Here is a 22,503-nt window from a genome sequence, read left to right as displayed (position 1 = left end):
CAGCGACCCTAGCACGGGCCGTGAGGCGATCAATGGCGATACCGGCGTTCGAGCGGGCATCCGTGCCGATCAGCTCTTCGTGCGCTGGCCGATCCTGGGTTCGGTGCCCTTGAGCAGGCGGGCGATGTTCTCGTGGTGGCGCACCCAGACTAGCGGCACCAACAGGGTGAGCAGCAGGGCGGCTCGGTGATCGGTGAGGAACCAGGCGGCGATGGCCGCAACCACGACAGCGATCAGCGCCGCCAGCGACGACCAGCGGAAGGCCGCGGCGGCCAGCAGCCAGGCCCCGCAGGCGATCGCGCCCACCGGCCAGGAGAGGCCCCACATCACGCCGAGCGTCGTCGCCACGCCCTTGCCGCCCTTGAAGCCCAGCCACACGGGAAACATGTGGCCGATCACGGCGCCGGCCGCCGCACCGACGGCGGGAATCTGGCCGACCTGATCGGCGATCAGGACCGCCACCACGCCCTTCAGGGCATCGAGCAGGAGGGTCGCGGCGGCCAGTCCCTTGCGGCCGGTGCGCAGCACGTTGGTGGCACCGATATTGCCCGAACCCACCTTGCGGATGTCGCCCAGCCCCGCGGCGCGCGTCAGCAGCAGGCCGAAGGGAATCGAGCCCATCAGGTAGCCCAGCAGAAAGGGACCCAGCAGCAGGATCAGCGTCGAGATCATTGCCGTGGCCTAGGGGCGCATGATCCGGCAGTTGGTGGAATCGACATAGGCGGTGGTCGGCGGCCCGACCAACTCGGTGGTGATCTGCTCGCCGGGCTGGATCGTGATCGGCCCGAAATAGGCATCCTCGAGCGACCTGCCGCCATTCATGAAGGTACAGACGGCCTGGGTTTCGACCGGCCGCTGCGTGTTCGAGGTCAGGGTGACGGTGACCTGCCAGTAGCGCGTCGGACCGTAGGTCAGATTGTTGGCACCGAGCGTCACGAGCGGCTGCGGCGTCGACGCATAGGGGATGGGGCGCGGCCCGGTGCGGCGTACCTGCGGCTGCGGCTTCGGGCCGATGTTTTCCGGAGGACGGTAGCTCGACGAGCGCGGATCGAAGGCGGCGTCGGGATCGTAAGCCCGTGTGCCGGACGATTGGTCGGTTGCCGGACCGGCGCTTCCGAGCGTCGCGGTGCCACCGCCCGGAACGGCCAGAGGCTGCGGTGCGAGCGGAGCCGCGCCGATGGCCGAGCCGCCCATGGTGCCGGCAGTGGACGGGCTGGTGGGCGCGATCGGCGTGGGCATCGGCGCGGGGTTCGCCTGTATTGGCGTCGGTGTCGGGGCGGGCGCCTGCACGCCGCCGATCTGCGTCTGCAGCCGGTCGAAGCAGGAAAGCCGTGCCTGTGTCTCGGTGATCTCGCTGCAGATCTGGATGTGCCGGGTCAACGCATCGAGCAGATCGTCACGCGACTGGCCGCGCTGCTGCGCACTGGCGGTGCCGGCGAGCGCGACCGTCGCGACGCCAAGAAGAAGATACTGCCGGAGCATCATACAAATCCCCGTTCCGGAAAGACGCGCGACCATATCAGACGATATGGCCGTTTGGAGGCAGCAATTGCGCGGCCCATGACAGTAGATCGACGGCAGCTCGGACTATCAGGCCGCCGCTGCCGCCGTTGCAAAACTGTCGTCACGATAGATCGTGCGGCCACCGACAATGGTGGCCATCACGCGACCTTGCACGGGCCGTTCGTCGAACGGCGTGTTCTTGGTCTTGCTCCACAACTCGTCGCGGTCGACCTTCCAGGCATAGTCGGCGTCGAACACCACGAGATCGGCCGGCGCGCCCTTGGCGAGCTTGCCGCCGGGCAGGCCGAACAGAGATGCCGGCGTGCTCGACAGGCGCTGGAACAGGCGCGGCAAGGTGAGCTGGCCGTTGTGCACCAGTTCGAGCGAGATCGGCAGCAAGGTTTCGAGGCCGATGCCGCCCGGTTCGGCCTGGGCGAAGGGCACGCGCTTGCTGTCCTGATCCTGCGGCCGGTGATCGGAGACGATGGCGTCGATCGTACCGTCCTTCAGCCCTTCGACGACGGCCAGACGGTCCTTCTCGGCGCGCAGAGGCGGCACCAGCTTGCCGAAGGTGCGATAGTCGCCGACCGCCAGGTCGTTGAGTGCAAAGTAGGGCGCGGCGGTATCGCAGGTGATCTTGAGTCCGCGCGCCTTGGCGGCAGCGATCACGCTCACCGCTTCCGCCGTCGAGATCTTGGCGAGGTGCAGCCGCCCGCCGGTCATTTCGGCGAGGCGGATGTCGCGCTCAACCATCATCACTTCGGCAAGCGGCGGATTGCCCGCGAGGCCGAGCCGCGTCGCCATCTCGCCACTGGTCATGTGGCCGCCGGACAGGCTGGGTTCCTGTGGCAGGTGGACGATCAGCGCATCGAAGGCCTTGGCGTAGTAGAGGGCGCGGCGCATCACCTGGGCATTGCCCACGGCATGGTCGGCATCGGTGAAGGCCACGGCGCCGGCTTCGGCCAGCAGGCCTATCTCGGCCAGTTCCTTGCCCTCCAGCCCCACGGTCAGCGCGCCGTAGGCGTACATGTTCACCAGCTTGATCTGGCGGGCGCGGCGCGCCACGAACTCGATCAGGGACGCGTCGTCGAACGGCGGCTCGTTGTCCGGCAGGAGCACCAGCGAGGTGATGCCGCCCACCGCTGCCGCCGCGCCGGCGCTTTCCAGCGTCTCCTTGTGCTCCTCGCCCGGCTCGCCGGTATGCACGCGCGTGTCGACGATACCCGGTGCCAGATAGAGGCCGCGGCAGTCGATCGACTCGATGCCGTACGGCGCGCCGGAGGCGAAGAGGTTGGGGCCGAAGTCGGCGATCTTGCCGTCGCTGATCAGCACGGCGCCCTGATATTCCTTGTCGGCGCCGGGATCGACGATGCGCGCATTGATGTAGGCGGTCGAACCCGTATGCGGCGGCGCCGACTTGTAGATGTTGCCGCTCATGCCACGGCCCCGATCTGGTTGCGGTGGCCGCCGATCAGCGCTTCGAGGCAGGCCATGCGGACGGCGACGCCCATCTCGACCTGCTCGTGGATAACGCTGCGGTCGAGGTCGTCGGCGACCTCGGAGTCGATCTCGACGCCGCGGTTCATCGGGCCGGGATGCATGATCAGCGCGTCGGGCTTGGCGACTTTCAGTTTTTCGTGGTCGAGGCCGAAGAAGCGGAAATACTCGCTGATCGACGGCACGAACGAGCCCTGCATCCGTTCGGTCTGCAGGCGCAGCATCATCACGATATCGACGTCCTTGAGGCCGGTCTTCATGTTGTAGTGGACTTCAACACCGAGGCGGTCGACGTCGGTGGGCATCAGGGTGGGCGGACCGACGACCCGCACCCGCGCGCCCATGATCTGGAACAGGTGGATGTTCGAGCGCGCGACGCGGCTGTGCATGATGTCGCCGCAGATCGCCACTTCCAGCCCCTGCAGGCTGCCGCGTCGTCGTCGGATGGTCAGGCCGTCGAGCAGCGCCTGCGTCGGGTGCTCGTGCTGGCCGTCGCCCGCGTTGATGACGGCGCAGTTCACCTTCTGCGACAGGAGATTGACCGCGCCCGACTCGTTGTGGCGCACGACGATGGCGTCGGGCCGCATGGCGTTCAGGGTCATCGCCGTGTCGAGCAGGGTTTCGCCCTTGCGCACCGACGAGGTGGCGACGTCCATGTTGATGACGTCGGCGCCCAGCCGCTTGGCCGCGACCTCGAAACTCGTGCGCGTGCGCGTCGAGTTCTCGAAGAACAGGTTGATGACGGTGCGGCCGGCGAGCATGTCGCGCCGCTTGTCGATCGATCTGTTCTGGTCGATGTAATTTTCCGACAGGTCGAACAAGCCCGAAATCGTTTCGGGCGACAGACCTTCGATGCCGAGAAGGTGGGGCAACCTCGGCACGCCCGCGCGTTTCTTTGTCACTAAAGCGCGACGTTAAGCACGCGCATGCCGCGCTCGCAAGGCAACGTTGTGGTGGATAACCGTTTGGTCGCAGCCCGACCCGTCAGTCGAGCCGAACCTCGGTGCAGCGGCACACTTCGGCAGGGCCGTTGGGCGCCAGAAAGTCGGCCCAGATCGCGTTGTGATGCTCGATGATCTTCACCGCCGGCAGATGCGGACGGTCGCTGGTCGTATGGCCGTCGGACGGCGCGGTCGTGCGATAGCCGCGCGCCAGAGCGCTGCGCACGGTCGTGTCGACGCAATAGTCCGTCGCGCAGCCCGTGATGATCAGCCGGTCGATTCCCTTGGCACGCAGAACCGCTTCCAGGCGCGTCTGCAGAAAGGCATCGCAGGCGGTCTTGCGTACGATCGTGTCGTCCCGTCGCACGTCGATATCCGGCAGGAATCGCCATCCCGGCAGTTCGGGCTGGTGCGGGTCGCCCGGCGGCCCGTCGTGCTGCACGTGGATGACGACACCGCCCTTGTCGCGCACGCTGGCGGCGAGCGTGTTGATGCGCTGCACGAGGGCGGTCGCGTCGTGTCGCGGTGTCGCTGCAGTGAACGATCCCTGCTGCATGTCGATGACGATCAGGGCGTTGCTCATCTCGCGCTCGGCGCTGGTGTGGGGCGGGGGCCTGTATAGCGCGCCCGCGGACGAATAACAGAACCATGCGTGGCCTGTTCCACAGCGTGGCCGATCCAGCCGACGGTGCGGCCGAGAAGGAACAGGGCCAATGCGGAATCCTTCGGCAGGCCGAGCGCGCGTTCGAGCGTCACCGTCGCGAAATCGACCGTGGGCTTGCGGTCGATCAGACGCTCGGCCGATGCCGCGACCTTGTCGGCAAAGGCAAGCTCCGGGGAGTGGGGCACTCTCTCGCGCAACATGGCGAGGAGCGTGGTCGCACGGATATCGCCGTCGGGATAGAGCGGATGGCCGAAGCCAGGAATGTAGATGCGTTCGCGCACGCGCCGCGCCAGTTCGGCGTCGATATCGCCCACCTCCTTGAGGTCGCTGAACAGATCCGCCACGCGGCGCGTCAGGCCGCCATGGCGCGGGCCGTTGATCGCCACCAGCCCCGCCATCGTCGAACCGTAGAGATTGGCGCCGGTCGAGGCGACGACGCGCGCGGCGAAGGCCGAGGCGTTGAACTCGTGGTCGGCCGACAGGACGAGCGCAGCGCGGATCAGCGGCGCGTACCCGGCGGGAACCTGCCAGGCCTCGGCAAGCTGTTCGTGCACCGGCCGGTCGGAGAGGGGCTGCGACGTCACCGCGGCGGCGAGCAGGCGCAGGATGCGGGCGCCCGTTTCGAGCATGGCGCCGCGATCCTCTACCCAGCTCGGATGATCCCAGCGCGCGGCCGCCGGCAACAGGACGAGGCAGCTATCGACCGGCGGCAATGCCGCGGCGGCCTGCCAGGCGCCGCGCAGGGCCGCCGACATGGGCGGCAGGTTCTTGGCGCCGAACGGACGCTCGTCGCAGTCCCACAGGATCTGCGCGACCTGCTCCAGCGATGCCGTGCGCGCCAGCAGGGTGGCGTCCTGGCCGCGATAGAAGAGGTGTCCGTTCTCGATGAGCGTGAGCGCCGATTCCAGCACCGGCGTCCCGAAGTCGAGAGTGTTGGCGGCAATCGACTCCGCCTTGCGGCCGACCTCGCGGCGGCGCTTGAGCTGCGCGACGTCGTCGGCGCGGTAACGCCGCTCGCGTTGGCCGCTGTTGCCTTCGGAGCGCAGCAGGCCGCGGCTCACATAGGCATAGAGCGTCGCCGCCGAGACGCCCAATCGTTGCGCCGCTTCCTTGGAACTCAGCCATTCGGTTGCCATTCATAATTATTGATAAATTCAATCAATATTGACAACATATATGTTCGGCCGAATGTTCAGCATGAACAGCCAAGGGGATTGTCATGCTTCAGACACGGGTGAACAGCGGGCTCGACGGGGTGGTCGTGGCCGACACACTGATGAGCGAGGTGGATGGCGAGGCCGGCCGGCTGATCGTCCGGGGGCATGCCATCGAGGAACTGGCCGCCGAGACAGGCTTCGAGGGCGTCGCGGCCCTGCTCTGGACGGATTTCGCACAGAGCGGCGGCGACGAGGCCGCCGTGCGCCAGGGGCTGGCGGCGGCGCGGGTGCGGGCCTTCGCCGAGGTGCCCAAGCTGGTCGCTGCCACCAAGGGACTGACGCCGGTCGAGGGGCTGCGGGTCGGGCTCGGCATGCTGGCCGATTCCGAGCCGATGCCGCATCACTATCTGGTCTGCGGTGCGCTGCCGGTGTTCCTCGCCGCGCTGCTGCGTGCCGCCGAGGGCAAGTCGGCCCTGGCGCCGGATCCGACGCTCACCACCGCCCAGGATCTCCTGCGCATGGTCCGGGGCAAGCGTGCGGACGCTGCTTTCGAGAAAGGCCTCGACGCCTATCTCGCGACCGTCGCCGATCACGGCTTCAATGCGTCGACCTTCACGGCGCGCGTCGTCGCCTCGACGCGGGCGGGCCTCATCTCCTCGGTGCTGGCCGCACTCTGCGCCTTGAAGGGGCCGCTGCACGGCGGTGCGCCGGGGCCGGTGCTCGACATGTTCGACGAGATTGGCAAGCCGGAGAACGCGGCGGCCTGGCTGGACGACGCCTTTGCCAAAGGCACGCGCCTGATGGGCTTCGGCCATCGCATCTACAAGGTGCGCGACCCGCGGGCCGATGTGCTGAAGAACACCGTCGCGACCCTGCCGCAGACGGCGGGCCGGCTCGCCTTCGCCGTCGAAGTCGAGAAGAGCGCCATCGCCGCGCTGCGCAAGCACAAGCCCGGACAGCGCCTCGACACCAACGTCGAGTTCTACACGGCCCTCTTGCTGGAGGCGCTCGAAGTGCCGCGCAGCGCCTTCACGGCCTTGTTCGCCGTCGGCCGCGTCGCCGGCTGGTGCGCCCACATCTTCGAGCAGGAGAAGGGTGGCCGCATCATCCGTCCGCAGTCGAACTATGTCGGGCCGCGGCCCTAGTCAGCCGCGCCGCCGTGTCGAGCCGCGCCATGTCCGCGCCCGCGTGCCGGCGGCATCGAACACCCAGAGGATCACGTCGGCGCCGGCCGACGTGAAGTTGGCGGTGAAATGCCGCCGCCAGAAGCTGCCATCGGCATGGGCGAACAATGCTTCGGTGGAAAGCTGGTCCGGTCTCACGGTCAGGTTTGCCGATCGCGGCGCCGGCCGGGCATCGGTCGACGCCAGCAACGCAACGCCGTCGACCAGCAGGCCGAAGCGCAATGTTTCGCCCTGTTCGGCCGTCTGCATCGGGCCGCCGTCGATGCGCAGCCAGACACTGCTGCCGCCCGCCGTCTTGTCGACAGAGAATTGGAGGCCGAAGGGTGTCGGGCTGTCGAAGTCGACCCTCGGGTTCCGCGGGGGCGGGACGATGTCTTCCAGCGGGATCGACCGATAGAAGCGGACGGCGCCGACATAGACGCCGACCCAGTCGGGCCAGGTCGTGGCTTGCGCTGCCGCCTCGGGGGCGACAAGCAGCGCGCCGCCGGACGCCAATGCACGCCGCCGCGAGATCATCGCGGCCGGCTTGCCGCGATGTTGAGGTCGACGGTCACTTCGTTGGCGATCTGGCCGGTGCTGGCCCATTCGTTCTGACCGACGCCGTAGTCGAGCCGCTTGAGGACGATGCGGCCCTTCGCGGTGGCGCGCAGCGCACCCGGTTTCGACGGATCGTCGACGATCGTCAAAGTGAACGGCAGGACGGCGTCGCGCGTGACGTCGCGGATCGTGAGCTTGCCCTGCGCCTCGTAACGGTCGCCGCCCTTCGAGACGATGGAGGTTGCCACGAAGCGGGCCTCGGGGAACTTCTGGACGCCGAGGAAGTTCGGACCCTTGAGCAGCGAATCGACGTCGGTGTTGTTGGCGGTGACGGCGCGCGTGTCGATCTTGATGTCGATGCGGGCCGACGCCAGGGCCGAGGGATCGAGCACGATCTCGCCCGTCCAGGTCGGGAACCGGCCGCTCACGATCGAGCCAACCTGGGTGACGGAGAAGGTGAGCGAGGGCGCGCGCGTATCGACCGTCCACGCATCCTGCGGGCCGGCCAGGGCGGGACGGGCCATCAAGAGGGCGGCAAGCAACAGCCAGGCGCGCATCATCTTTCTCCGGACAGCCATATGCGGCGGAAGATGCCGTCGCGGCGCAACACGTCGTGATAGACGACCGCCCCGACATGCAGGGCGACGACCGCCATCAGCAGACGCGATAGCACACGGTGGCCCGTGCGCAACGTCTCGAACAGGGCGGGATCGTGCGGCACCAGATCGGGGATCGGCACGTAGCCGAACCAGTAGAGTCCGACGCCGGCGGCGGAGTTCATCAGCCAGCCGCTGATCGGCATGGCCAGCAGCAGGAAGAAGAGGGCCCAATGCGCGGCGTGGGCAGCGCGGCGCTCCCAAGCCGGCAAGGCGCCGGGCAGGGGCGGTGGTGGGTGGCGCCAGCGCCACCACAGCCGCACCATGGTGAGCACCAGGACCGTAAGGCCGATCCATTTGTGCCAGCCATAGACTTCGAGCTTCAGCAGCCCCAGCGGCAGGCCCGTCATCCACAAGCCGACGCCCAGCAAGCCCAGGACGGCCAGGGCGGTGATCCAGTGAAGGGCCTTGGCGCCGGGATGATGCCCCTGGCGGCGGCCTTCAACGCCAGGCATCGGTGGTGATCGAGATCTCGACGTTGTCGCCCACCAGATCGACATACTTGGTCATGCCGAAATCCGACCGCTTGATCGTTCCCTTGGCGCGGACGCGGGCATAGCGCGCGCCGGGTGCGGCGTTGGGCTTGCGGTCCGACACGGTGACATCGAGGGTCATCGGCCGGGTGACGCCGCGCAGGGTGAGGAAGCCGTCGATCTTGAGCGTTTCCGTGCCCGTCCGTTGGACCTTCTCCGAGCGGAACGTCATCTGCGGGAAGCGATCGACGTCGAAGAAGTCCGAGTCCTTCAGCATGTCGGCCTGCTGGCGGTCCATCATCTTTAGGCTGTCGGTCTGGACGGTGACCTCGACGGCGCTCTTGGGCATGTCCGCGTCGTTCACCTGGACATTGCCCTGCCACGTCTGGAAACCGCCGGTCGTGCGGAAGATGCGCGAATCGCCGATGGCGAATTCCATGGTGCCGCGATTTCCGCCGATCTTGAGGTCTTCGGCAGCCCACGCGCTTTGCCCTGCGACCGAGAGCAGCGTCGCAGCGGCAACGACGAACAGTCCCAAGAACCTAGTTGGCAATGCGAACGCGCTCCTCATAGGTCTCGAAGAAACGGCGGCCCGATCCGCGCTGGTTCTCGTAGATCGATCCTTGGTGGCCGGCCGGGGGCAGCGGCATGCGTATCGGCGCGGGGCGCATGCGGGGCTCGATGGTCGGCTCGCCCAGCACCATGCGGCTGTTGAATTCGTCGAAATCGGCCACGCCCATCAACGGCCAGGCATCGGCCGCGGCATACTCGTGCAACAGCAGACGACGCTGGCTGTTGGAGTGGTTGAGCGCCGAGCCATGGACCAGCCGAGCGTGATGGATGGTCATCGATCCCGCCGGTCCCATCAGTGGCACGGCCTTGCCGAAATCGAGACCGCAGACGGCGGGATTCATCGCGCCGCAGAAGCGGCCGTCGGCGTGATGGTCGTGGACGGGACCGTGGTGAGTGCCTGGCAAGACCATCAGCGGGCCGTTGCTCTCCCCACAATCGTCGAGATAGATCCCGGTCGCCAGCACGTCGTCGTTGGTGTGCGGATAGAAGGCCCAGTCCTGATGCCATTCGACCGGCGAGCCATATCCTGCCGACTTCATATTGAGCTTGCCGCCATGCAAGCGGATGGCCGGGCCGAGGAGCTGGCTCAGGATCGACGTGATCGCGGGATCGCGCGCCAGCGCATGGAAGAAGGCGTAGCGCTTGAAGATGGCGGGCTTCAGCCGGCGTACCCGCGGCAGCGTGGCGCTGTGACTGGGTTCGAGGTCGTAGAGATCGTCGTTGGCGGCAACGCCGCGGGCCTCGGCTACGATCTGGTCGGTGAGCGCCCGCAGGTGCGCGAGTTGTTCGCCCTGGATCAGGCGGGGGATCACCAGATAGCCGTCGCGGCGATAGGCTTCGATCTGCTCGGTCGTAAGCATGCGAAAGCATAGCACGAGACGCCCGGTTCACCGATAATCACGCTATGGCGATCCGTGCCCTATTTCCGACACTGGTTTACCGCGCTTCGTTGATCGACGGCGGCTGGCGGCGTTTCAATCAGGACCTGGCCGACGAATGCCAGTCCCTCAGCCTCTCCGACGAGGCAGGACGGCGCTGGTCGGCGCGACATTATCTGGGCGGCTACACTTCCTACGGCTCGCTCGACCGGCTGCACCTCGTCACTTCTCTGTTCGACAGGTTGCGCAAGCGGATCGACCGCCATGTGAAAGCCTTCGCGCGCGATCTGCACTACGATCTTTCGGGCCGGGACCTGGCGATGGCCGACTGCTGGGCGAACCTGATGCCTGCCGGCACCGTACATTCCATGCACATTCACCCGGCCTCCTTCATCAGCGGCGCCTATTACGTCTCGGTGCCGAAAGGAGCGGGGGCGCTGAAGTTCGAGGACCCGCGTCTGGTCCATCACATGGCCGCACCGCCGCGGCGGGCCGACGCGCCCGAAAGTCAGCAGGCCTTCGTCAACGTGCCGGCGAAAGATGGCGATCTGCTGCTGTTCGAGAGCTGGCTGCGTCACGAGGTGCCGCCGGCGCGCTTCTCCGGCGAGCGCATCTCGATTAGCTTCAACTATGCTTGCCCTCTCAAGCCGGGCGCACGCAAGCCGCGGGGCTGAAAGAAACCATATGCATCGCTTCCTGGTCCTGCTGCCGCTGATTGCCGCCCTTGGAGTCGCGCCCGCCAAGGCCGACGAGCTGCCGATCTTCGATGCGCACATGCACTACAGCCACGATGCCTGGACCGTGGTGCCGCCCGCGCAGGTCGTGGACATCCTGAAGAAGGCGGGCGTCAAGCGCGCCATGGTATCGAGCTCGAACAACGACGGCACCAGGATGCTGCAGGACGCGGCGCCCGGCATCATCGTGCCCGAATTGCGGCCCTATCGCTCGCGCGGCGAGATTTCGACCTGGGCCAAGGATCCGACGGTGATTCCCTTCGTCGAGGATCTCCTGTCGAAGCGCAAATACGTGGCGATCGGCGAGTTCCACATCTACGGCGCCGATGCCGATCTGCCGAACATGCGCCGCATCGTGGAGCTCGCCAAGCAATACGGCCTCTACCTGCACTCTCACTCGGATGCCGATGCCGTCGTGCGCCACTTCCAGCAGGATCCCAAGGCGCGCGTGCTCTGGGCACATTCGGGCTTCGAGCGACCGGAGAAGGTGCGCGAGATGCTGCGTACCTATCCGACGCTGTGGTGCGATCTCGCCTTCCTGACCTCGCATGCCTCGAACGGCAAGGTGGCGCCGGGCTGGCGCGAGACATTCCTCGAATTTCCCGATCGCTTCGTGCTGGGCACCGACACGTTCACGCCGGAACGCTGGCATTACGTGATCGAGCATGCACGCTGGGCACGCCAGTGGCTGGCCGACCTGCCGCCCGACGTTGCCCGCAAGATTGCCTTCGAGAACGGCGACCGCCTGTTCGGCGGTGAACTCTCGGGTGGAAAGCGATGAGACGACTGGTCATTGCGCTCATGGCGTTGACGCTGGCGATGCCGGCAATGGCGGATTGCCCGCTCGATCTCGGCCGCGGCACCGGCTGGGTGGTCTTCTCCGATCACTACATGATCGCCTTCCGCCCCGATCCGGTGCGCATCGAGGTCGGCGAGCCCTTTGCCCTGGTCCTGAATGTCTGCACCAAGGGCGGCAATCCGGCCGAGTTGGTCGCCGTCGAGGCCCAGATGCCGGAGCACAGGCACAGCATGAACTACAAGGCGGCTATCGTCGCGGGGCCGGACGGCCGCTATCGCGCCGAAGGTCTGGTGTTTCACATGCCTGGTCGATGGGAAATCTCTTTCGACGTGCGTGCCGGCGAGGAAAGCGAGCGGCTGTCGCACGATATCATCGTCAAGTGATCAGGTTGCTGCTGGCCCTGGTGCTGGCGGCGACCGCGGCGGGGGCCTCGGCGCAATCGCTACTCGACTGGACGGACGAAGAGGTGAGGAGCATCGGACGGCACGGTCCCTGGCCACCGCCGCCTGTGCGCGATCCGTCGAACCGGGTCTCCGGTACGTCCGCTGGAACCCTCCTGGGCGAGCACCTCTTCAACGAGCCTCGACTCTCCGGCGATGGCAGGATGAGTTGCGCCACCTGCCATCAGGCCGGTCGCGACTGGAGCGACGGCCAGGCGAAGGCACAGGGCGCGGTCGAACTCGATCGCCGCACGCCGTCCCTCTGGAATGTCGGCTACAGCCATTGGTTCGGCTGGGACGGCGCCGGCGATTCGCTCTGGGCGCAGAGCATCCGGCCGCTGCTCGACCCTCGCGAGATGAATGGCGGCACAGAACGCGTCGGCGCCCTGCTGCGCAACGACAGCGTGTTCGCCTGTGGCTACGAAAAGGCATTCGACAGAAGCCCCGATAACGACGACGAACGCCTGCTGGTCGATGCGGCCAAGGCCTTGGCGGCCTTCCAGGCGACCTTGGTCAGTCCGCGCACGCCGTTCGATGCCTTCCGGGATGCGCTGCTGGCCGGCGATCGCGATGGCGCGGCGCGGTATCCCTTGTCGGCGCAGCGCGGGCTGCGGCTGTTCATCGGCGCCGCCAACTGCAATGCCTGTCATTTCGGGCCGCGTTTCACCAACGGCGAGTTCGGCGATGTCGGCATTCCCTTCTTCGTGCGGCCAGGCGAAGTCGATAGCGGCCGGCTGGGGGGACTGGAGCGGCTCGCGGCGAGTCCCTTCAACCTCCTCGGCAGGTTCAACGACGACACGACCGGCGAAGCGGCGCGCCGTACGCGGCATGTCCGGCGTCTGCACAGCAACTTCGGCGAATTCCGCGTTCCCGGCCTGCGGCAGGTCGGACGCGGCGGGCCTTACATGCACAATGGCAGCATCGCGACGCTCGAAGACGTGGTTAAGCATTATTCGGAAGTGAATCCCGATCGCCTGCACAGCGACGGCGTCCCGCTCGTGCGCCCGCTTGCTCTGTCGTCGGAGCAGAGTGCCGACCTCGTGGCCTTCCTGCGCTCGCTCGATGCCGACGTCCCGCCGCGGCCAGCGCCGGCGCCTCTCTGTCCTTAGCGCAATCGCGCTAGCGCACTCTCCAGGATCCAGGCGGCTGCGGCAGCGTCGACACGTTCGGCGCGTTTGGCGCGAGTCATGTCGTAGTCGTCGATCATGCCGCGGGTCACGGCTGCGGTGCTGAGGCGTTCGTCCTGCAGGACGACCGGCAAGGCGGCCAGCGCCGGCGGGCCGTGATTGGCGATATTGGCAACGAACTGACGGACCGACTGGCAGCGCGGACCCTCGGTGCCATCCATGTTGAGCGGCAACCCGACGGCGAGCGCCTTGATCTGATGCTTGGCCGTGAGGTCGTTCAACGCGGCAAGGTCGACGGCAAGCTTGCCGCGCTTCAGGGTGGTGAGCGGCGTCGCCAGCATGCGCAGCGCATCCGACGTGGCGATGCCGATGGTCTTGCTGCCGACATCGAGCGCCATCAGGCGGCCGTCGCGCACCAGCAGAGCCTTGAGCTCGGGAAATTCGACGATGGACATGATGCTAACCTGCTTTGGCGGCGAGCCAGGCTTCGGCCTGTTCGGCGACGCGTTCCCAGCCGGGTTGACCGAGGACCCAATGACCCTGCTTGTCGTATTCGACATAGTCGGACACGTGCGCATAGCGCTTTGCCGTGCGGCGGACGACGTCCGGCGGCACAAGCTTGTCCTCTTTGGCGCCGACGAACAGCAGAGGCACGGTCACGCGCCTGGGATCGACGTGGCTCGCCTTGGCGTTGTCGAGCCAGGGCAAGGCGATCTCGAACAGGGCGCGCCCGGACTCGTGGACGAAGGTCGCGTGGATTGCCGCACCCTCGGTCGGATCTGTCGTATTGAAAGTGTAGGCCTGTGCTTCGCCAAGCGTCGCGCGATGCGGCCTGCGCCACCACGCCCATCGCAGCTGAATGCGGGCGAAGGCCATCAGGTTCGACAGCCTGATGGGAAACACGCCGGAAGGCGGAGCAGGGGTCAACAACACGCCGGCCTTGGCGAGACCCTTGGCACAGAGAAGAAGAGCCACCAGGCCGCCCATCGAATGGCCGATGACGACCGGCTTCTCGGGCAGCCCCCGAATGACAGCTTCGAGATCGGCCACGTAGTCGCACAGGCTGGTCGCGCCCAGCGCTTCGGGAGGTTGTTCGGGCGGCGCTTCATGGTGGCGCAGCGACGGGGCAAGCGTCTGCCAGCCGCGGGCTTCGAGAAACGTCTGCCAGTTTCGCCAGACGCCGGAAGTTCCCCACATGCCGTGAATCAGGATTGCCAGTCGGGCCATCGCAGAGGTTATAAGGCGTCCACCGGCCCGGGTCGACGGGCGGAACCTGTAGCAGGTGATTGGCGCAGTGACCGACACGCATTATGCCTTGCTGGCGATCGCGATGGTGTTGATGGTGGTCAGCATCCTGGTGCCGCTGGCCGAACGCTTCAGGTTGCCACACACCGTGCTGCTGGCCATCGCCGGCATGGGCCTGGGTTTTCTCGGGTCCTGGATCATCGCAAGTGACGTCAAGCTGGGCGCGCTGGGCGCGGCCTTCGTAGGACTCGACAAGCTCGAAGTCGGCACCGACGTCTTCCTGCCCCTGTTTCTGCCACCTCTGCTCTTCACCGCCGGCCTGACCATCGACGTGCGCCGATTGATGGACGAGGTCCATGCGGTGCTTCTCCTGGCCATCGTGGCGGTGCTGGTCTGCATCGCCTGCGTAGCGGGCGTCGTGCATTTCGCGACAGGAATGGACATCGTCGTCTGCCTGCTGCTGGGCGCGGTGGTTTCGACCACGGATCCTGCGGCCGTCATCGGCATCTTCCGCGATGTCGGCGCGCCGAAACGGCTCTCGATCCTGGCCGAAGGCGAATCGCTCCTGAACGACGCCGTCGCCATCGCAGCCTTCGGCCTGTTCATCGGCATTCTGGCGTCGCGGTCAGTCGCCGATCCGGCCGCCGCCGCCGCCGAGGGCGACCCGACGAGCGCCGTCAGCGTCTTTCTGCGCGAGTTCGTGGGCGGCCTGGTATTCGGCTTCGCGATGGCCCGTACGGCGATGGTCATCCTGCCGCGACTGGGCGAGTCGGATGCCGCCATCGCCTCGGTGACGGTGAGCCTCACCTATCTCTCCTTTGTTATTGCCGACCGCTACCTGCACGTTTCCGGTGTCGTCTCGGTGGTGATGGCGGCCCTCACCGTGGCGGCCTACGGGCCCACCCATCTTCATCCCCGGCAGTGGGCATCCTTGCGCCAGATCTGGGCACAGCTCGAATTCTGGGCGAACTGCCTCATCTTCGTCCTGGCCTCGATGCTTGCCGCCAACGTGCTGCTGAAGATCACCTGGCTCTACGTCTGGGCCGTGTTGGCTGTGGCTGTCGGCGCCTTCACAGCGCGGGCGCTCGTGGTGTTCGGCATGCTGCCGATGCTCGAAGCGGTGAAGCTCGTCCAGCCGGTCAACAAGCAATACAAGGCGATCCTCGTCTGGGGCGGCCTGCGCGGCGCCGTGACGATCGTCCTGGCCATGGTGGCGGCAGGCGACGAGCGGTTGCCCGAGCATATCCGCGACTTCATCGCCCTTTCGGCCGTGCTCTTCGTGCTCTTCACCCTGTTTGTGAATGCCACGACGCTCGGTCTGGTGATGCACCTGCTGGGGCTCGACAAGCTCAGCCGTCTCGAACTGGCGATGCGCGATCGCGTGCTGGCGCTGTCGCGCGCCAATGTCACCCGGCATCTGCACCAGATCATCCGCCAGCACAATGCGCGGTCCGAATTGATCGTCGCCGATCCGGCCTCCGCCGGAGAAGCCGAAGTCGAGGCCATGCCGGACGATCTGGCACTGCCCCTCGACGAGCGGGTCAAGATCGGTCTGGTGACGCTCTCGACGCACGAGAAGGAGCTCTATCTCGAACAGTTCGAGCAGCAGATCCTGTCGCGCCGCATGGTCGCCATGCTGGCGGCCCGTGCCGACCGCCTGATCGATACGGTTCGCGACAAGGGGGTCGAGGGCTACGAGGAATGGGTCGAGGAAGTCTCGCAGCCCGACCGAGGGTTCCGGCTGGCGCTGTGGCTGCACCGCCGCTTCGGCCTGGAGCGCATGCTGACGGACCGGCTGGCAGACCGCTTTGAAGTGCTGATGGTGTCGGGCAGCGTGTTGAACGAACTCGCAGCCTTCAACGTCAATTCGATCTCCGACCTTCTCGGCGTCGATGCGGAGGTCGCTCTGGCCGAGGTGATCGGCAATCGCCAGAAGGCGGTGGACAGCGCCTTGCGGGCCCTCTCGCTGCAGTACCCCGGCTACTTCGAAGCCGTCGAAGCGCGCCAGCTCGAACGCGCCGCCATCCGCTTCGAATCCGCGGAATATGCCCGGCGCCTGCGCGAGGGCATCATCAGCCGCGAAGTCTACGACGATCTCAGGGAGCAGCTTTCCAGCCGGCGCGGCGCCATCAGCCGACGGCCGCCGCTCGATCTGGGGCTCGAACTGGCGAACATGATCGGACGCGTGTCGCTGTTCGCCTCGCTCGACCGCGAAGCCATCGTTGCCATGAGCAAGCGCCTGCGCGCCCTCGTGGCGCTGCCCGGCGAGAAGATCGTCAAAGTCGGCGGGCCGCCCGATGCCATGTACTTCGTGGCGGCGGGAGAGGTCGTCGTGCACATCAAGAACCTGACCGTGACCCTGAAGGAGGGCGACTTCTTCGGCGAGATGGGCCTGCTGAGCTCGCAGCCGCGCACTGCCGACGTCGTAGCCAATGGCTACTGTCACTTGCTCGCGCTCTCCCGCAAGGACTTCAACCAGCTCCTGGCCAGCCGGCCGGAAGCGCGTGCCAAGATCGAGGCGGTGGCGAAGCAACGCGACGCGGAGAATGCCAGCGCGGCCCAGGCCGCCTCCTGACAGGGCGGCCCGGCTGCCCCTTTCCTTGCGGGGGCAAGCCAAAACGGCTACCAACCGCGCCGAAAACGTGGTTTCGGAGTGCTGTCATGTCGCTCGACAAGGACACGGTGGCGCGCATTGCGCGGCTCGCCCGTCTCAAGGTTCCCGACGAGGAGCTGGCGCCGCTCGCCGGCGAGCTCTCGGGCATTCTTGCCTGGATCGAGCAGTTGAACGAGGTCGACACCAATAATGTCGAGCCGTTGTCGTCGGTCTCGGACGTGACCCTGCCGATGCGTGCCGACAAGGTGACCGACGGCGGGATCGCGGCCAAGGTCCTGGCCAACGCGCCGGGCGGGGCGGTCTACATCGATCCGTCGGACAAGAACGCTGGCGGCTTCTTCACCGTGCCGAAAGTGGTGGAGTAGACGATGGCCGCTGTCACAGATCTCACCATCGCCCAGCTCACGGCAGCGCTTGCCAAGAAGGAGACCAGCGCCGTCGAGGTCGCCGAAGCCCATCTCGCGAAGCTCGACGAGCATCGCGCGCTCAACGCCTTCATCACGGAGACGCCCGACCAGGCGCGCGCCATGGCCAAGGCCTCCGACGAGCGCCGCTGGAAGGGCGAGGCGGGGCTGCTCGAAGGCGTGCCATTGGCGATCAAGGATCTCTTCTGCACCGAGGGTGTGCAGACGACTGCCGCGTCGAACATCCTCAAGGGTTTCGTGCCGACCTATGAAAGCACCGTGACGTCCAACCTCTGGAAGTCGGGTGCGGTCATGGTCGGCAAGACCAACCTCGACGAGTTCGCCATGGGCTCCTCGAACATGACCAGCCATTTCGGCGGCGTCGAGAATCCGTGGAAGCGCAAGGGCGACAACCGCAAGCTGGTACCCGGCGGCTCCTCCGGCGGCTCCGCGGCGGCCGTGGCGGCCTACATGGTGCCGGGCAGCACGGGCACGGATACCGGCGGCTCGATCCGCCAGCCGGCGGCGTTTTGCGGCATCGTCGGCCTGAAGCCGACCTATGGCCGCTGCTCGCGCTGGGGCGTCGTGGCTTTCGCAAGCTCGCTCGACCAGCCCGGTCCGTTCACGCGCACCGTCGAGGATGCGGCGCTGATGCTGCAGGCGATGGCGGGCCACGATCCCAAGGACTCGACCTCGGCGCCGTTGCCGGTGCCCGACTTCGCCGCCGCCGCGCGCGATCCCAACATCAAGGGCCTGAAAGTCGGCATTCCGAAGGAGTATCGGGTCGACGGCACGTCCGAGGAGATCGTGGCGCTCTGGGCCAAGGGCGTGGAGATGCTGAAGGCGGCCGGCGCCGAGCCGGTCGAGGTCTCGCTGCCGCACAGCAAGTACGCGTTGCCGGCTTACTACATCGTGGCGCCCGCCGAGTGCTCGTCGAACCTCGCGCGCTATGACGGCGTGCGCTTCGGCCTGCGCGTACCGGGCAAGGATCTGCCCGAGATGTACGAGAACACGCGCGGCGCAGGATTCGGCAAGGAAACGCGGCGGCGCATCCTGATCGGCACCTACGTGCTGTCGGCCGGTTACTACGACGCCTACTACAAGAAGGCACAGCGGATCCGCACCCTGATCGCTCGCGATTTCAAGGAGGCCTTCGAGACCTGCGACGTGCTGCTGACGCCGACGGCGCCAACGGCGGCCTTCGCGGCCGGCGACAAGATGGACGATCCGGTGGCCATGTATCTCAACGACGTGTTCACCATCCCGGCCTCGATGGCAGGTCTGCCCGGCATCTCGGTCCCGGCCGGCCTCGACAAGGATGGCCTGCCGCTCGGCCTGCAGCTGATCGGCCGTTCCTTCGACGAGGTCACGATGCTGCGCGCCGCGGCGGCTCTCGAGAAGGCGGCCGCCTTCGCCGAACGGCCGAGCGGGTATTAGAACGCTGGAGTAGCACGCTCCGTGCGCTATCCTCCCGAGAAGGGAGGATAGCGAGCATGTCCGACAACATAGGCGTAAGGGGCCGCACGCTGTTGGCTGCCGGCTTGTCGGCCGCCTTGCCGATGACGACGGTCAGGGCGCAGGCATGGCCGTCCAGACCCATCACGATGGTCGTGCCGTTCGCGCCGGGCGGCGGCACCGATACGTTCGCGCGGCCGTTTGCGGCGAAGCTGTCGCAACAGCTCGGCCAGCAGGTGATCGTCGACAATCGAGCCGGGGCCGGCGGCACGGTCGGCGCGGCCATCGTCGCGCGGGCGCAGCCAGACGGCTACACATTCCTGGTCGGCGCCGTACACCACACGGTGGCGGTCAGCGCCTACAAGAAGCTGTCCTACGATCTCGACAAGGACCTGATCCCCGTCACCGGGCTGGCCTACGTGCCCGACGTGCTGCTCGTGAATCCCAAGGTGCCGGCCAGGACGCTCTCCGAGTTCATTGCCTACTGCAAGGCCAATCCCGGCAAGGTCGATTACGGTTCTTCGGGGCTCGGCACGACGCGCCATCTCGCGGGCGAGATCTTCAATGTGAGGACCGGCGCGCAGATGGTGCATGTGCCTTACAAGGGCTCCGGACCGGCAACGGCGGCGCTGATCAATGGCGAAGTCGCTGCGGTGTTCGAGGGGCTGGGCAGCGCGGCAGGGCATATCCGCAGCGGCACGGTGCGGGCGCTGGCGGTGTTCGCCCGCGCGCGTTCGCCGGCCTTCCCCGATATTCCCACGGCGGCCGAAGGCGGCGTGCCCGACTTCGAGTCTCTGTCGTGGTACGGGTTGTGGGCGCCCGCGGGAACGCCGCGCGAGATCGTGGCGAAGCTCCAGGGCGAAACGGCCAAGCTGTTCGAGGCGCCCGACATCAAGAAGATCTGGTTCCAGCAGGGCGCAGAGCCGGGCGGGGAGGCGAGCGACACCTACGCCACCTTCGTGAAGGCGGAAATTGGCAAATGGGGTAAGGTTGTGCGAGACAACAATATCACACTCGAATGAGCCGTTGAGGTCCTGCGATGTCGCCTGAGCTCTATGCTGCCTACTTGGCCGCCTGCGTGGTCCTGGTGCTGGTGCCCGGACCCACGGTGACGCTCACCATCGCCAACAGCCTGAAGCATGGCACGCGGGCGGGCCTGCTGAGCGTCGCCGGCACGCAGCTGGGCCTGGCGGCGATGCTGGCGATCGTGGGTGTCGGTCTCACGTCGCTGGTCGAGGCGATGGGCCACTGGTTCGACTGGCTGCGCCTCGCCGGCGCGGCCTACCTTGTCTGGTTGGGCTGGAAGATGATCCGCAGCGCCGGCCGCGAGACTGGAGGCGGGGAGGCGGCGCCTCCGCGCGGCGGCTTCCTGCTGCAAGGCGCCCTGGTCGCCCTCAGCAATCCCAAGACCCTATTGTTCTTCGGTGCATTTTTTCCACAGTTCGTCGATCCGGCGCGCGACTTCGGTCTCCAGATCTTCATCATGGGGGTGACCGCGATGGCGGTCGCTGTGGTCAGCGACAGCGTCTATGCGCTGGCGGCCGGCCGTGCACGCCGCGTCTTCTCGGCACGCCGTGTCGCCATTCTCGAGCGTGTCAGCGGCGGATTCCTGATTGGCGGCGGCCTCTGGCTTGCCTTTTCGAGGTCGCGCTGAGCCATGGCAAAGGTAACGGGAATCGGTGGCGTCTTCTTCCGGGCGCGTGATCCGCAGGCTCTTGCCGCCTGGTACGAGAAGCACCTAGGCATCGACGACCTTCAGAAATCGGTGTGGGCGCAAGATGCCGGCAGCACGATATTCGGCCCCTTTGCCCACGACACCGATTATTTCGGGCGTGCCGAGCAGCAGTGGATGATCAACTTCCGCGTCGACGACCTCGACGCGATGATGGCGAAACTCAAGGCCGACGGTATCGCCGTGGAAACCCGAACGGAGTGGGATTCGGAAGTTGGCCGCTTCTGCCGCATCCACGATCCCGAAGGCAATCCGATCGAGCTGTGGGAGCCGGCGAAGAACGTCGACGGTCTGGCCGACTGAAGCGGACCTGGCGAAGACGCCGGCATATCGCGAGCCGACTAAGGCATCGCGCGCGAACGAACGACGCCGCATCTGCTGCTGGCAGTGCTGACAGTCTCGTCGTCGCAAGTTACGCGGGGGTGACGTAGTCAACACTGCACGGGCACGACTCGCCGGGATGAAGCGAATCGCCATTTTGAAAAGCGGGGCTTTCGAAATGTTCTTCGCTCGCAATGCTTGCTTGGAAGCTTGACGCTGACATTTGAAATACCCACTTGGCTGACAGTCCGTCCGGACTCCTCGTCTCGAGGCAGATCTTCCTTCCAATTCGATGTTTGAAGTTGACTAAACCAATTGGTTAACAATAAAGTCTGGCCATCTCCAAAATTGGCAAGCCAGCATTCTTGATGAGGACGGCCATGTCGTTTCGCCGCCCTACGCCCGCAGTCGCGCGGCCCGGGTTTTCAGTCTTTGCCGCCGTCGCGGCGACCATCTTCGTTGCAGCATCCGGCCCCGCCGTCGGTCAGGCACCACCGCCCCCCGAGGTCGATGTTGCGAGCGTCGTGTCGAAGCCGGTGCGCCAGTGGGATCAATTCACCGGACGCATTGCGGCGATCGAGGCTGTCGAGATTCGCGCGCGGGTGAGTGGATACCTCAGTCGCGTCGCCTTCAAGGAGGGCGACGAGGTCAAGGAGGGCGACCTTCTGTTCGTCATCGATCCGCGTCCCTACAAGGCGGCTCGCGACAACGCCGCCGCGCAGCTCGAACGCGCCAAGGCCACGGCCCGACTCGCGGACATACTGGATCAGCGCTCGCAGCAGCTGATCAAGACCGGCGCGATCTCGCGCAACGAATTCGACAGGACCAGCACGTCGCTGGCCCAGGCCAATGCGGAAGTGAATGCCGCCGAAGCAGCGCTGGAAACGGCCAGCCTCAACCTCGACTACACCGAGGTGCGCTCCCCGATTGCCGGCAAGGTCAGCCGTACGATGCTGACGCAAGGCAACCTGATCCAGGCCGACCAGACCGTGCTGACCAGCGTCGTGTCGCAGGATCCGGTCTATGTCTATTTCCAACCCGACGAACAAACCTTCCAGCGCTACGGCGAGATGGCGCGCAAGGGGGAGCGCGCGGCTTCTGCCAATCCGGTGCGTGTGGGCCTGGCCGGCGATCAGGGTCATCCGCATGAGGGCAAGGTGAACTTCATCAACAACCAGGTCGATGCCACGACCGGCACGATTACCATGCGCGCCGTGGTGCCCAATGCGGATCGTGCCTTCGTGCCGGGCATGTATGCCCGCGTCCAGCTTGAGGGCAGCGGCGAGTTCAAGGCCATGCTGGTCGACGAGAAGGCGGTGATGACCGATCAGGACCGCAAGTACGTCTACGTGCTCGGTCCTGAAAGCAAAGCCATGCGCAAGAACATCGTGCTCGGTGGCACGATCGACGGCTTGCGGGTGGTGCAGTCCGGTCTCGATCCCAGCGACAAGGTGATCGTCGCCGGACTGCAGAAGATCTTTGCGCCCGGCATGCCGGTCAAGCCGAACGACGTGCCGATGGTCAAGCCGGTGACGGTGGACACCAAGGTCGGAGGCAACTGAGCGCCTG

The 22,503-nt window shown here is 66.4% G+C and carries 25 protein-coding genes; 12 read left to right on the top strand and 13 right to left on the bottom strand.

Annotated features, from left to right (window positions below):
* Window positions 1-69: 69 nt before the first annotated feature.
* From plsY to BN60_RS11845, 6 genes are all read right to left on the bottom strand, one after another.
* Window positions 70-672: a glycerol-3-phosphate 1-O-acyltransferase PlsY gene (gene plsY / locus BN60_RS11870; RefSeq protein ID WP_020696267.1), complete on the bottom strand. Its 603-nt coding sequence runs from the start codon at window positions 670-672 to the stop codon at window positions 70-72.
* A gap of 9 nt (window positions 673-681) precedes the next feature.
* Window positions 682-1,485 (bottom strand): hypothetical protein, encoded by an 804-nt coding sequence (locus BN60_RS11865; RefSeq protein ID WP_043283857.1) that lies wholly within the window; start codon window positions 1,483-1,485, stop codon window positions 682-684.
* 105 nt (window positions 1,486-1,590) lie between these two features.
* On the bottom strand, window positions 1,591-2,940 hold the full coding sequence (gene pyrC, locus BN60_RS11860; protein WP_020696266.1) for a dihydroorotase: 1,350 nt from the start codon (window positions 2,938-2,940) through the stop codon (window positions 1,591-1,593).
* Window positions 2,937-3,902, bottom strand: coding sequence for an aspartate carbamoyltransferase catalytic subunit (locus BN60_RS11855; RefSeq protein WP_051150123.1), 966 nt, complete (start codon window positions 3,900-3,902; stop codon window positions 2,937-2,939). The genes pyrC and BN60_RS11855 overlap by 4 nt, the downstream gene beginning before the upstream one ends.
* 82 nt (window positions 3,903-3,984) lie before the next feature.
* Window positions 3,985-4,524 carry a cysteine hydrolase family protein gene (locus BN60_RS11850; RefSeq protein WP_020696264.1) on the bottom strand — a complete coding sequence of 180 codons (540 nt, stop codon included), beginning with the start codon at window positions 4,522-4,524 and terminating at the stop codon, window positions 3,985-3,987.
* The gene (locus BN60_RS11845; protein WP_020696263.1) at window positions 4,521-5,741 is read right to left on the bottom strand and encodes a citrate synthase family protein; all 1,221 of its coding nucleotides are present in this window, start codon (window positions 5,739-5,741) and stop codon (window positions 4,521-4,523) included. Before BN60_RS11845 ends, BN60_RS11850 begins: the two co-directional genes overlap by 4 nt.
* Before the next feature lie 83 nt (window positions 5,742-5,824).
* On the opposite strand from BN60_RS11845, the gene BN60_RS11840 reads away from it, so the two are divergent.
* A complete protein-coding gene (locus BN60_RS11840; protein WP_020696262.1) occupies window positions 5,825-6,907 on the top strand; it encodes a citrate synthase/methylcitrate synthase in 1,083 nt (360 codons plus the stop codon).
* On the opposite strand, the gene BN60_RS11835 is transcribed toward BN60_RS11840, so the two are convergent.
* The 5 genes from BN60_RS11835 to BN60_RS11815 are packed head-to-tail and all read right to left on the bottom strand — an operon-like array spanning window position 6,908 to window position 10,045.
* Window positions 6,908-7,462: a hypothetical protein gene (locus BN60_RS11835; protein WP_020696261.1), complete on the bottom strand. Its 555-nt coding sequence runs from the start codon at window positions 7,460-7,462 to the stop codon at window positions 6,908-6,910.
* On the bottom strand, window positions 7,459-8,043 hold the full coding sequence (locus tag BN60_RS28815; RefSeq protein WP_215905902.1) for a YceI family protein: 585 nt from the start codon (window positions 8,041-8,043) through the stop codon (window positions 7,459-7,461). The genes BN60_RS11835 and BN60_RS28815 overlap by 4 nt, the downstream gene beginning before the upstream one ends.
* Window positions 8,040-8,594 (bottom strand): cytochrome b, encoded by a 555-nt coding sequence (locus BN60_RS11825; protein ID WP_020696259.1) that lies wholly within the window; start codon window positions 8,592-8,594, stop codon window positions 8,040-8,042. Before BN60_RS11825 ends, BN60_RS28815 begins: the two co-directional genes overlap by 4 nt.
* On the bottom strand, window positions 8,581-9,165 hold the full coding sequence (locus BN60_RS11820) for a YceI family protein (RefSeq protein WP_215905901.1): 585 nt from the start codon (window positions 9,163-9,165) through the stop codon (window positions 8,581-8,583). Before BN60_RS11820 ends, BN60_RS11825 begins: the two co-directional genes overlap by 14 nt.
* Window positions 9,155-10,045 (bottom strand): phytanoyl-CoA dioxygenase family protein, encoded by an 891-nt coding sequence (locus BN60_RS11815; protein WP_020696257.1) that lies wholly within the window; start codon window positions 10,043-10,045, stop codon window positions 9,155-9,157. Before BN60_RS11815 ends, BN60_RS11820 begins: the two co-directional genes overlap by 11 nt.
* Before the next feature lie 44 nt (window positions 10,046-10,089).
* Between BN60_RS11815 and BN60_RS11810 the strand changes: the two genes are divergently transcribed.
* The 4 genes from BN60_RS11810 to BN60_RS11795 are packed head-to-tail and all read left to right on the top strand — an operon-like array spanning window position 10,090 to window position 13,145.
* Window positions 10,090-10,737, top strand: coding sequence for a TIGR02466 family protein (locus tag BN60_RS11810; protein WP_020696256.1), 648 nt, complete (start codon window positions 10,090-10,092; stop codon window positions 10,735-10,737).
* Window positions 10,738-10,747: 10 nt separating this feature from the next.
* Window positions 10,748-11,578, top strand: a complete 831-nt coding sequence (locus BN60_RS11805) for an amidohydrolase family protein (protein WP_020696255.1) — start codon at window positions 10,748-10,750, stop codon at window positions 11,576-11,578.
* Entirely contained in the window at window positions 11,575-11,979 is a 405-nt protein-coding gene (locus BN60_RS11800) for a FixH family protein (protein ID WP_020696254.1), read from the top strand. Before BN60_RS11805 ends, BN60_RS11800 begins: the two co-directional genes overlap by 4 nt.
* Window positions 11,976-13,145 carry a cytochrome-c peroxidase gene (locus BN60_RS11795; protein WP_020696253.1) on the top strand — a complete coding sequence of 390 codons (1,170 nt, stop codon included), beginning with the start codon at window positions 11,976-11,978 and terminating at the stop codon, window positions 13,143-13,145. The genes BN60_RS11800 and BN60_RS11795 overlap by 4 nt, the downstream gene beginning before the upstream one ends.
* Here BN60_RS11795 and ruvX read toward each other — a convergent pair.
* Both ruvX and BN60_RS11785 read right to left on the bottom strand, forming a co-directional pair.
* Complete coding sequence (ruvX, locus tag BN60_RS11790) at window positions 13,142-13,618, bottom strand: Holliday junction resolvase RuvX (RefSeq protein WP_020696252.1); 477 nt, start codon at window positions 13,616-13,618, stop codon at window positions 13,142-13,144. The genes BN60_RS11795 and ruvX overlap by 4 nt on opposite strands.
* 4 nt (window positions 13,619-13,622) lie before the next feature.
* Window positions 13,623-14,390 carry an alpha/beta hydrolase gene (locus tag BN60_RS11785; protein WP_083856072.1) on the bottom strand — a complete coding sequence of 256 codons (768 nt, stop codon included), beginning with the start codon at window positions 14,388-14,390 and terminating at the stop codon, window positions 13,623-13,625.
* A 67-nt stretch (window positions 14,391-14,457) separates the two neighbouring features.
* Between BN60_RS11785 and BN60_RS11780 the strand changes: the two genes are divergently transcribed.
* The 7 genes from BN60_RS11780 (at window position 14,458) to BN60_RS11750 (ending at window position 22,496) form a co-directional block, all read left to right on the top strand.
* On the top strand, window positions 14,458-16,983 hold the full coding sequence (locus BN60_RS11780) for a cation:proton antiporter (RefSeq protein ID WP_148283382.1): 2,526 nt from the start codon (window positions 14,458-14,460) through the stop codon (window positions 16,981-16,983).
* Window positions 16,984-17,069: 86 nt separating this feature from the next.
* Window positions 17,070-17,387: an Asp-tRNA(Asn)/Glu-tRNA(Gln) amidotransferase subunit GatC gene (gene gatC / locus BN60_RS11775; protein ID WP_020696249.1), complete on the top strand. Its 318-nt coding sequence runs from the start codon at window positions 17,070-17,072 to the stop codon at window positions 17,385-17,387.
* 3 nt (window positions 17,388-17,390) lie between these two features.
* Window positions 17,391-18,863, top strand: coding sequence for an Asp-tRNA(Asn)/Glu-tRNA(Gln) amidotransferase subunit GatA (gene gatA / locus BN60_RS11770; protein ID WP_020696248.1), 1,473 nt, complete (start codon window positions 17,391-17,393; stop codon window positions 18,861-18,863).
* A 56-nt stretch (window positions 18,864-18,919) separates the two neighbouring features.
* The gene (locus BN60_RS11765; protein WP_020696247.1) at window positions 18,920-19,903 is read left to right on the top strand and encodes a Bug family tripartite tricarboxylate transporter substrate binding protein; all 984 of its coding nucleotides are present in this window, start codon (window positions 18,920-18,922) and stop codon (window positions 19,901-19,903) included.
* 17 nt (window positions 19,904-19,920) lie between these two features.
* Complete coding sequence (locus BN60_RS11760) at window positions 19,921-20,535, top strand: LysE family translocator (RefSeq protein ID WP_020696246.1); 615 nt, start codon at window positions 19,921-19,923, stop codon at window positions 20,533-20,535.
* 3 nt (window positions 20,536-20,538) lie between these two features.
* Window positions 20,539-20,916, top strand: a complete 378-nt coding sequence (locus BN60_RS11755; protein WP_020696245.1) for a VOC family protein — start codon at window positions 20,539-20,541, stop codon at window positions 20,914-20,916.
* A 398-nt stretch (window positions 20,917-21,314) separates the two neighbouring features.
* Window positions 21,315-22,496 (top strand): efflux RND transporter periplasmic adaptor subunit, encoded by a 1,182-nt coding sequence (locus BN60_RS11750; RefSeq protein WP_020696244.1) that lies wholly within the window; start codon window positions 21,315-21,317, stop codon window positions 22,494-22,496.
* Window positions 22,497-22,503 lie beyond the last annotated feature (7 nt).

The organism is Reyranella massiliensis 521 (assembly GCF_000312425.1).
In the GTDB taxonomy this organism is placed as follows: domain Bacteria; phylum Pseudomonadota; class Alphaproteobacteria; order Reyranellales; family Reyranellaceae; genus Reyranella; species Reyranella massiliensis.
This window is presented reverse-complemented; position numbering and strand designations above follow the sequence as displayed.

What these genes read in the sequence shown, in the direction of transcription:
- plsY (WP_020696267.1), bottom strand. Translation starts at nt 672, where the DNA reads ATGATCTCGACGCTGATCCTGCTGCTGGGTCCCTTTCTGCTGGGCTAC.
- ruvX (WP_020696252.1), bottom strand. Translation starts at nt 13,618, where the DNA reads ATGTCCATCGTCGAATTTCCCGAGCTCAAGGCTCTGCTGGTGCGCGAC.
- BN60_RS11815 (WP_020696257.1), bottom strand. Translation starts at nt 10,045, where the DNA reads ATGCTTACGACCGAGCAGATCGAAGCCTATCGCCGCGACGGCTATCTG.
- BN60_RS11840 (WP_020696262.1), top strand. Translation starts at nt 5,825, where the DNA reads ATGCTTCAGACACGGGTGAACAGCGGGCTCGACGGGGTGGTCGTGGCC.
- BN60_RS11765 (WP_020696247.1), top strand. Translation starts at nt 18,920, where the DNA reads ATGTCCGACAACATAGGCGTAAGGGGCCGCACGCTGTTGGCTGCCGGC.
- BN60_RS11850 (WP_020696264.1), bottom strand. Translation starts at nt 4,524, where the DNA reads ATGAGCAACGCCCTGATCGTCATCGACATGCAGCAGGGATCGTTCACT.
- BN60_RS11805 (WP_020696255.1), top strand. Translation starts at nt 10,748, where the DNA reads ATGCATCGCTTCCTGGTCCTGCTGCCGCTGATTGCCGCCCTTGGAGTC.
- BN60_RS11845 (WP_020696263.1), bottom strand. Translation starts at nt 5,741, where the DNA reads ATGGCAACCGAATGGCTGAGTTCCAAGGAAGCGGCGCAACGATTGGGC.
- BN60_RS11810 (WP_020696256.1), top strand. Translation starts at nt 10,090, where the DNA reads ATGGCGATCCGTGCCCTATTTCCGACACTGGTTTACCGCGCTTCGTTG.
- BN60_RS11800 (WP_020696254.1), top strand. Translation starts at nt 11,575, where the DNA reads ATGAGACGACTGGTCATTGCGCTCATGGCGTTGACGCTGGCGATGCCG.
- BN60_RS11865 (WP_043283857.1), bottom strand. Translation starts at nt 1,485, where the DNA reads ATGATGCTCCGGCAGTATCTTCTTCTTGGCGTCGCGACGGTCGCGCTC.
- BN60_RS11835 (WP_020696261.1), bottom strand. Translation starts at nt 7,462, where the DNA reads ATGATCTCGCGGCGGCGTGCATTGGCGTCCGGCGGCGCGCTGCTTGTC.
- BN60_RS11760 (WP_020696246.1), top strand. Translation starts at nt 19,921, where the DNA reads ATGTCGCCTGAGCTCTATGCTGCCTACTTGGCCGCCTGCGTGGTCCTG.
- BN60_RS28815 (WP_215905902.1), bottom strand. Translation starts at nt 8,043, where the DNA reads ATGATGCGCGCCTGGCTGTTGCTTGCCGCCCTCTTGATGGCCCGTCCC.
- gatA (WP_020696248.1), top strand. Translation starts at nt 17,391, where the DNA reads ATGGCCGCTGTCACAGATCTCACCATCGCCCAGCTCACGGCAGCGCTT.
- pyrC (WP_020696266.1), bottom strand. Translation starts at nt 2,940, where the DNA reads ATGAGCGGCAACATCTACAAGTCGGCGCCGCCGCATACGGGTTCGACC.
- BN60_RS11750 (WP_020696244.1), top strand. Translation starts at nt 21,315, where the DNA reads ATGTCGTTTCGCCGCCCTACGCCCGCAGTCGCGCGGCCCGGGTTTTCA.
- BN60_RS11785 (WP_083856072.1), bottom strand. Translation starts at nt 14,390, where the DNA reads ATGGCCCGACTGGCAATCCTGATTCACGGCATGTGGGGAACTTCCGGC.
- BN60_RS11825 (WP_020696259.1), bottom strand. Translation starts at nt 8,594, where the DNA reads ATGCCTGGCGTTGAAGGCCGCCGCCAGGGGCATCATCCCGGCGCCAAG.
- BN60_RS11755 (WP_020696245.1), top strand. Translation starts at nt 20,539, where the DNA reads ATGGCAAAGGTAACGGGAATCGGTGGCGTCTTCTTCCGGGCGCGTGAT.
- gatC (WP_020696249.1), top strand. Translation starts at nt 17,070, where the DNA reads ATGTCGCTCGACAAGGACACGGTGGCGCGCATTGCGCGGCTCGCCCGT.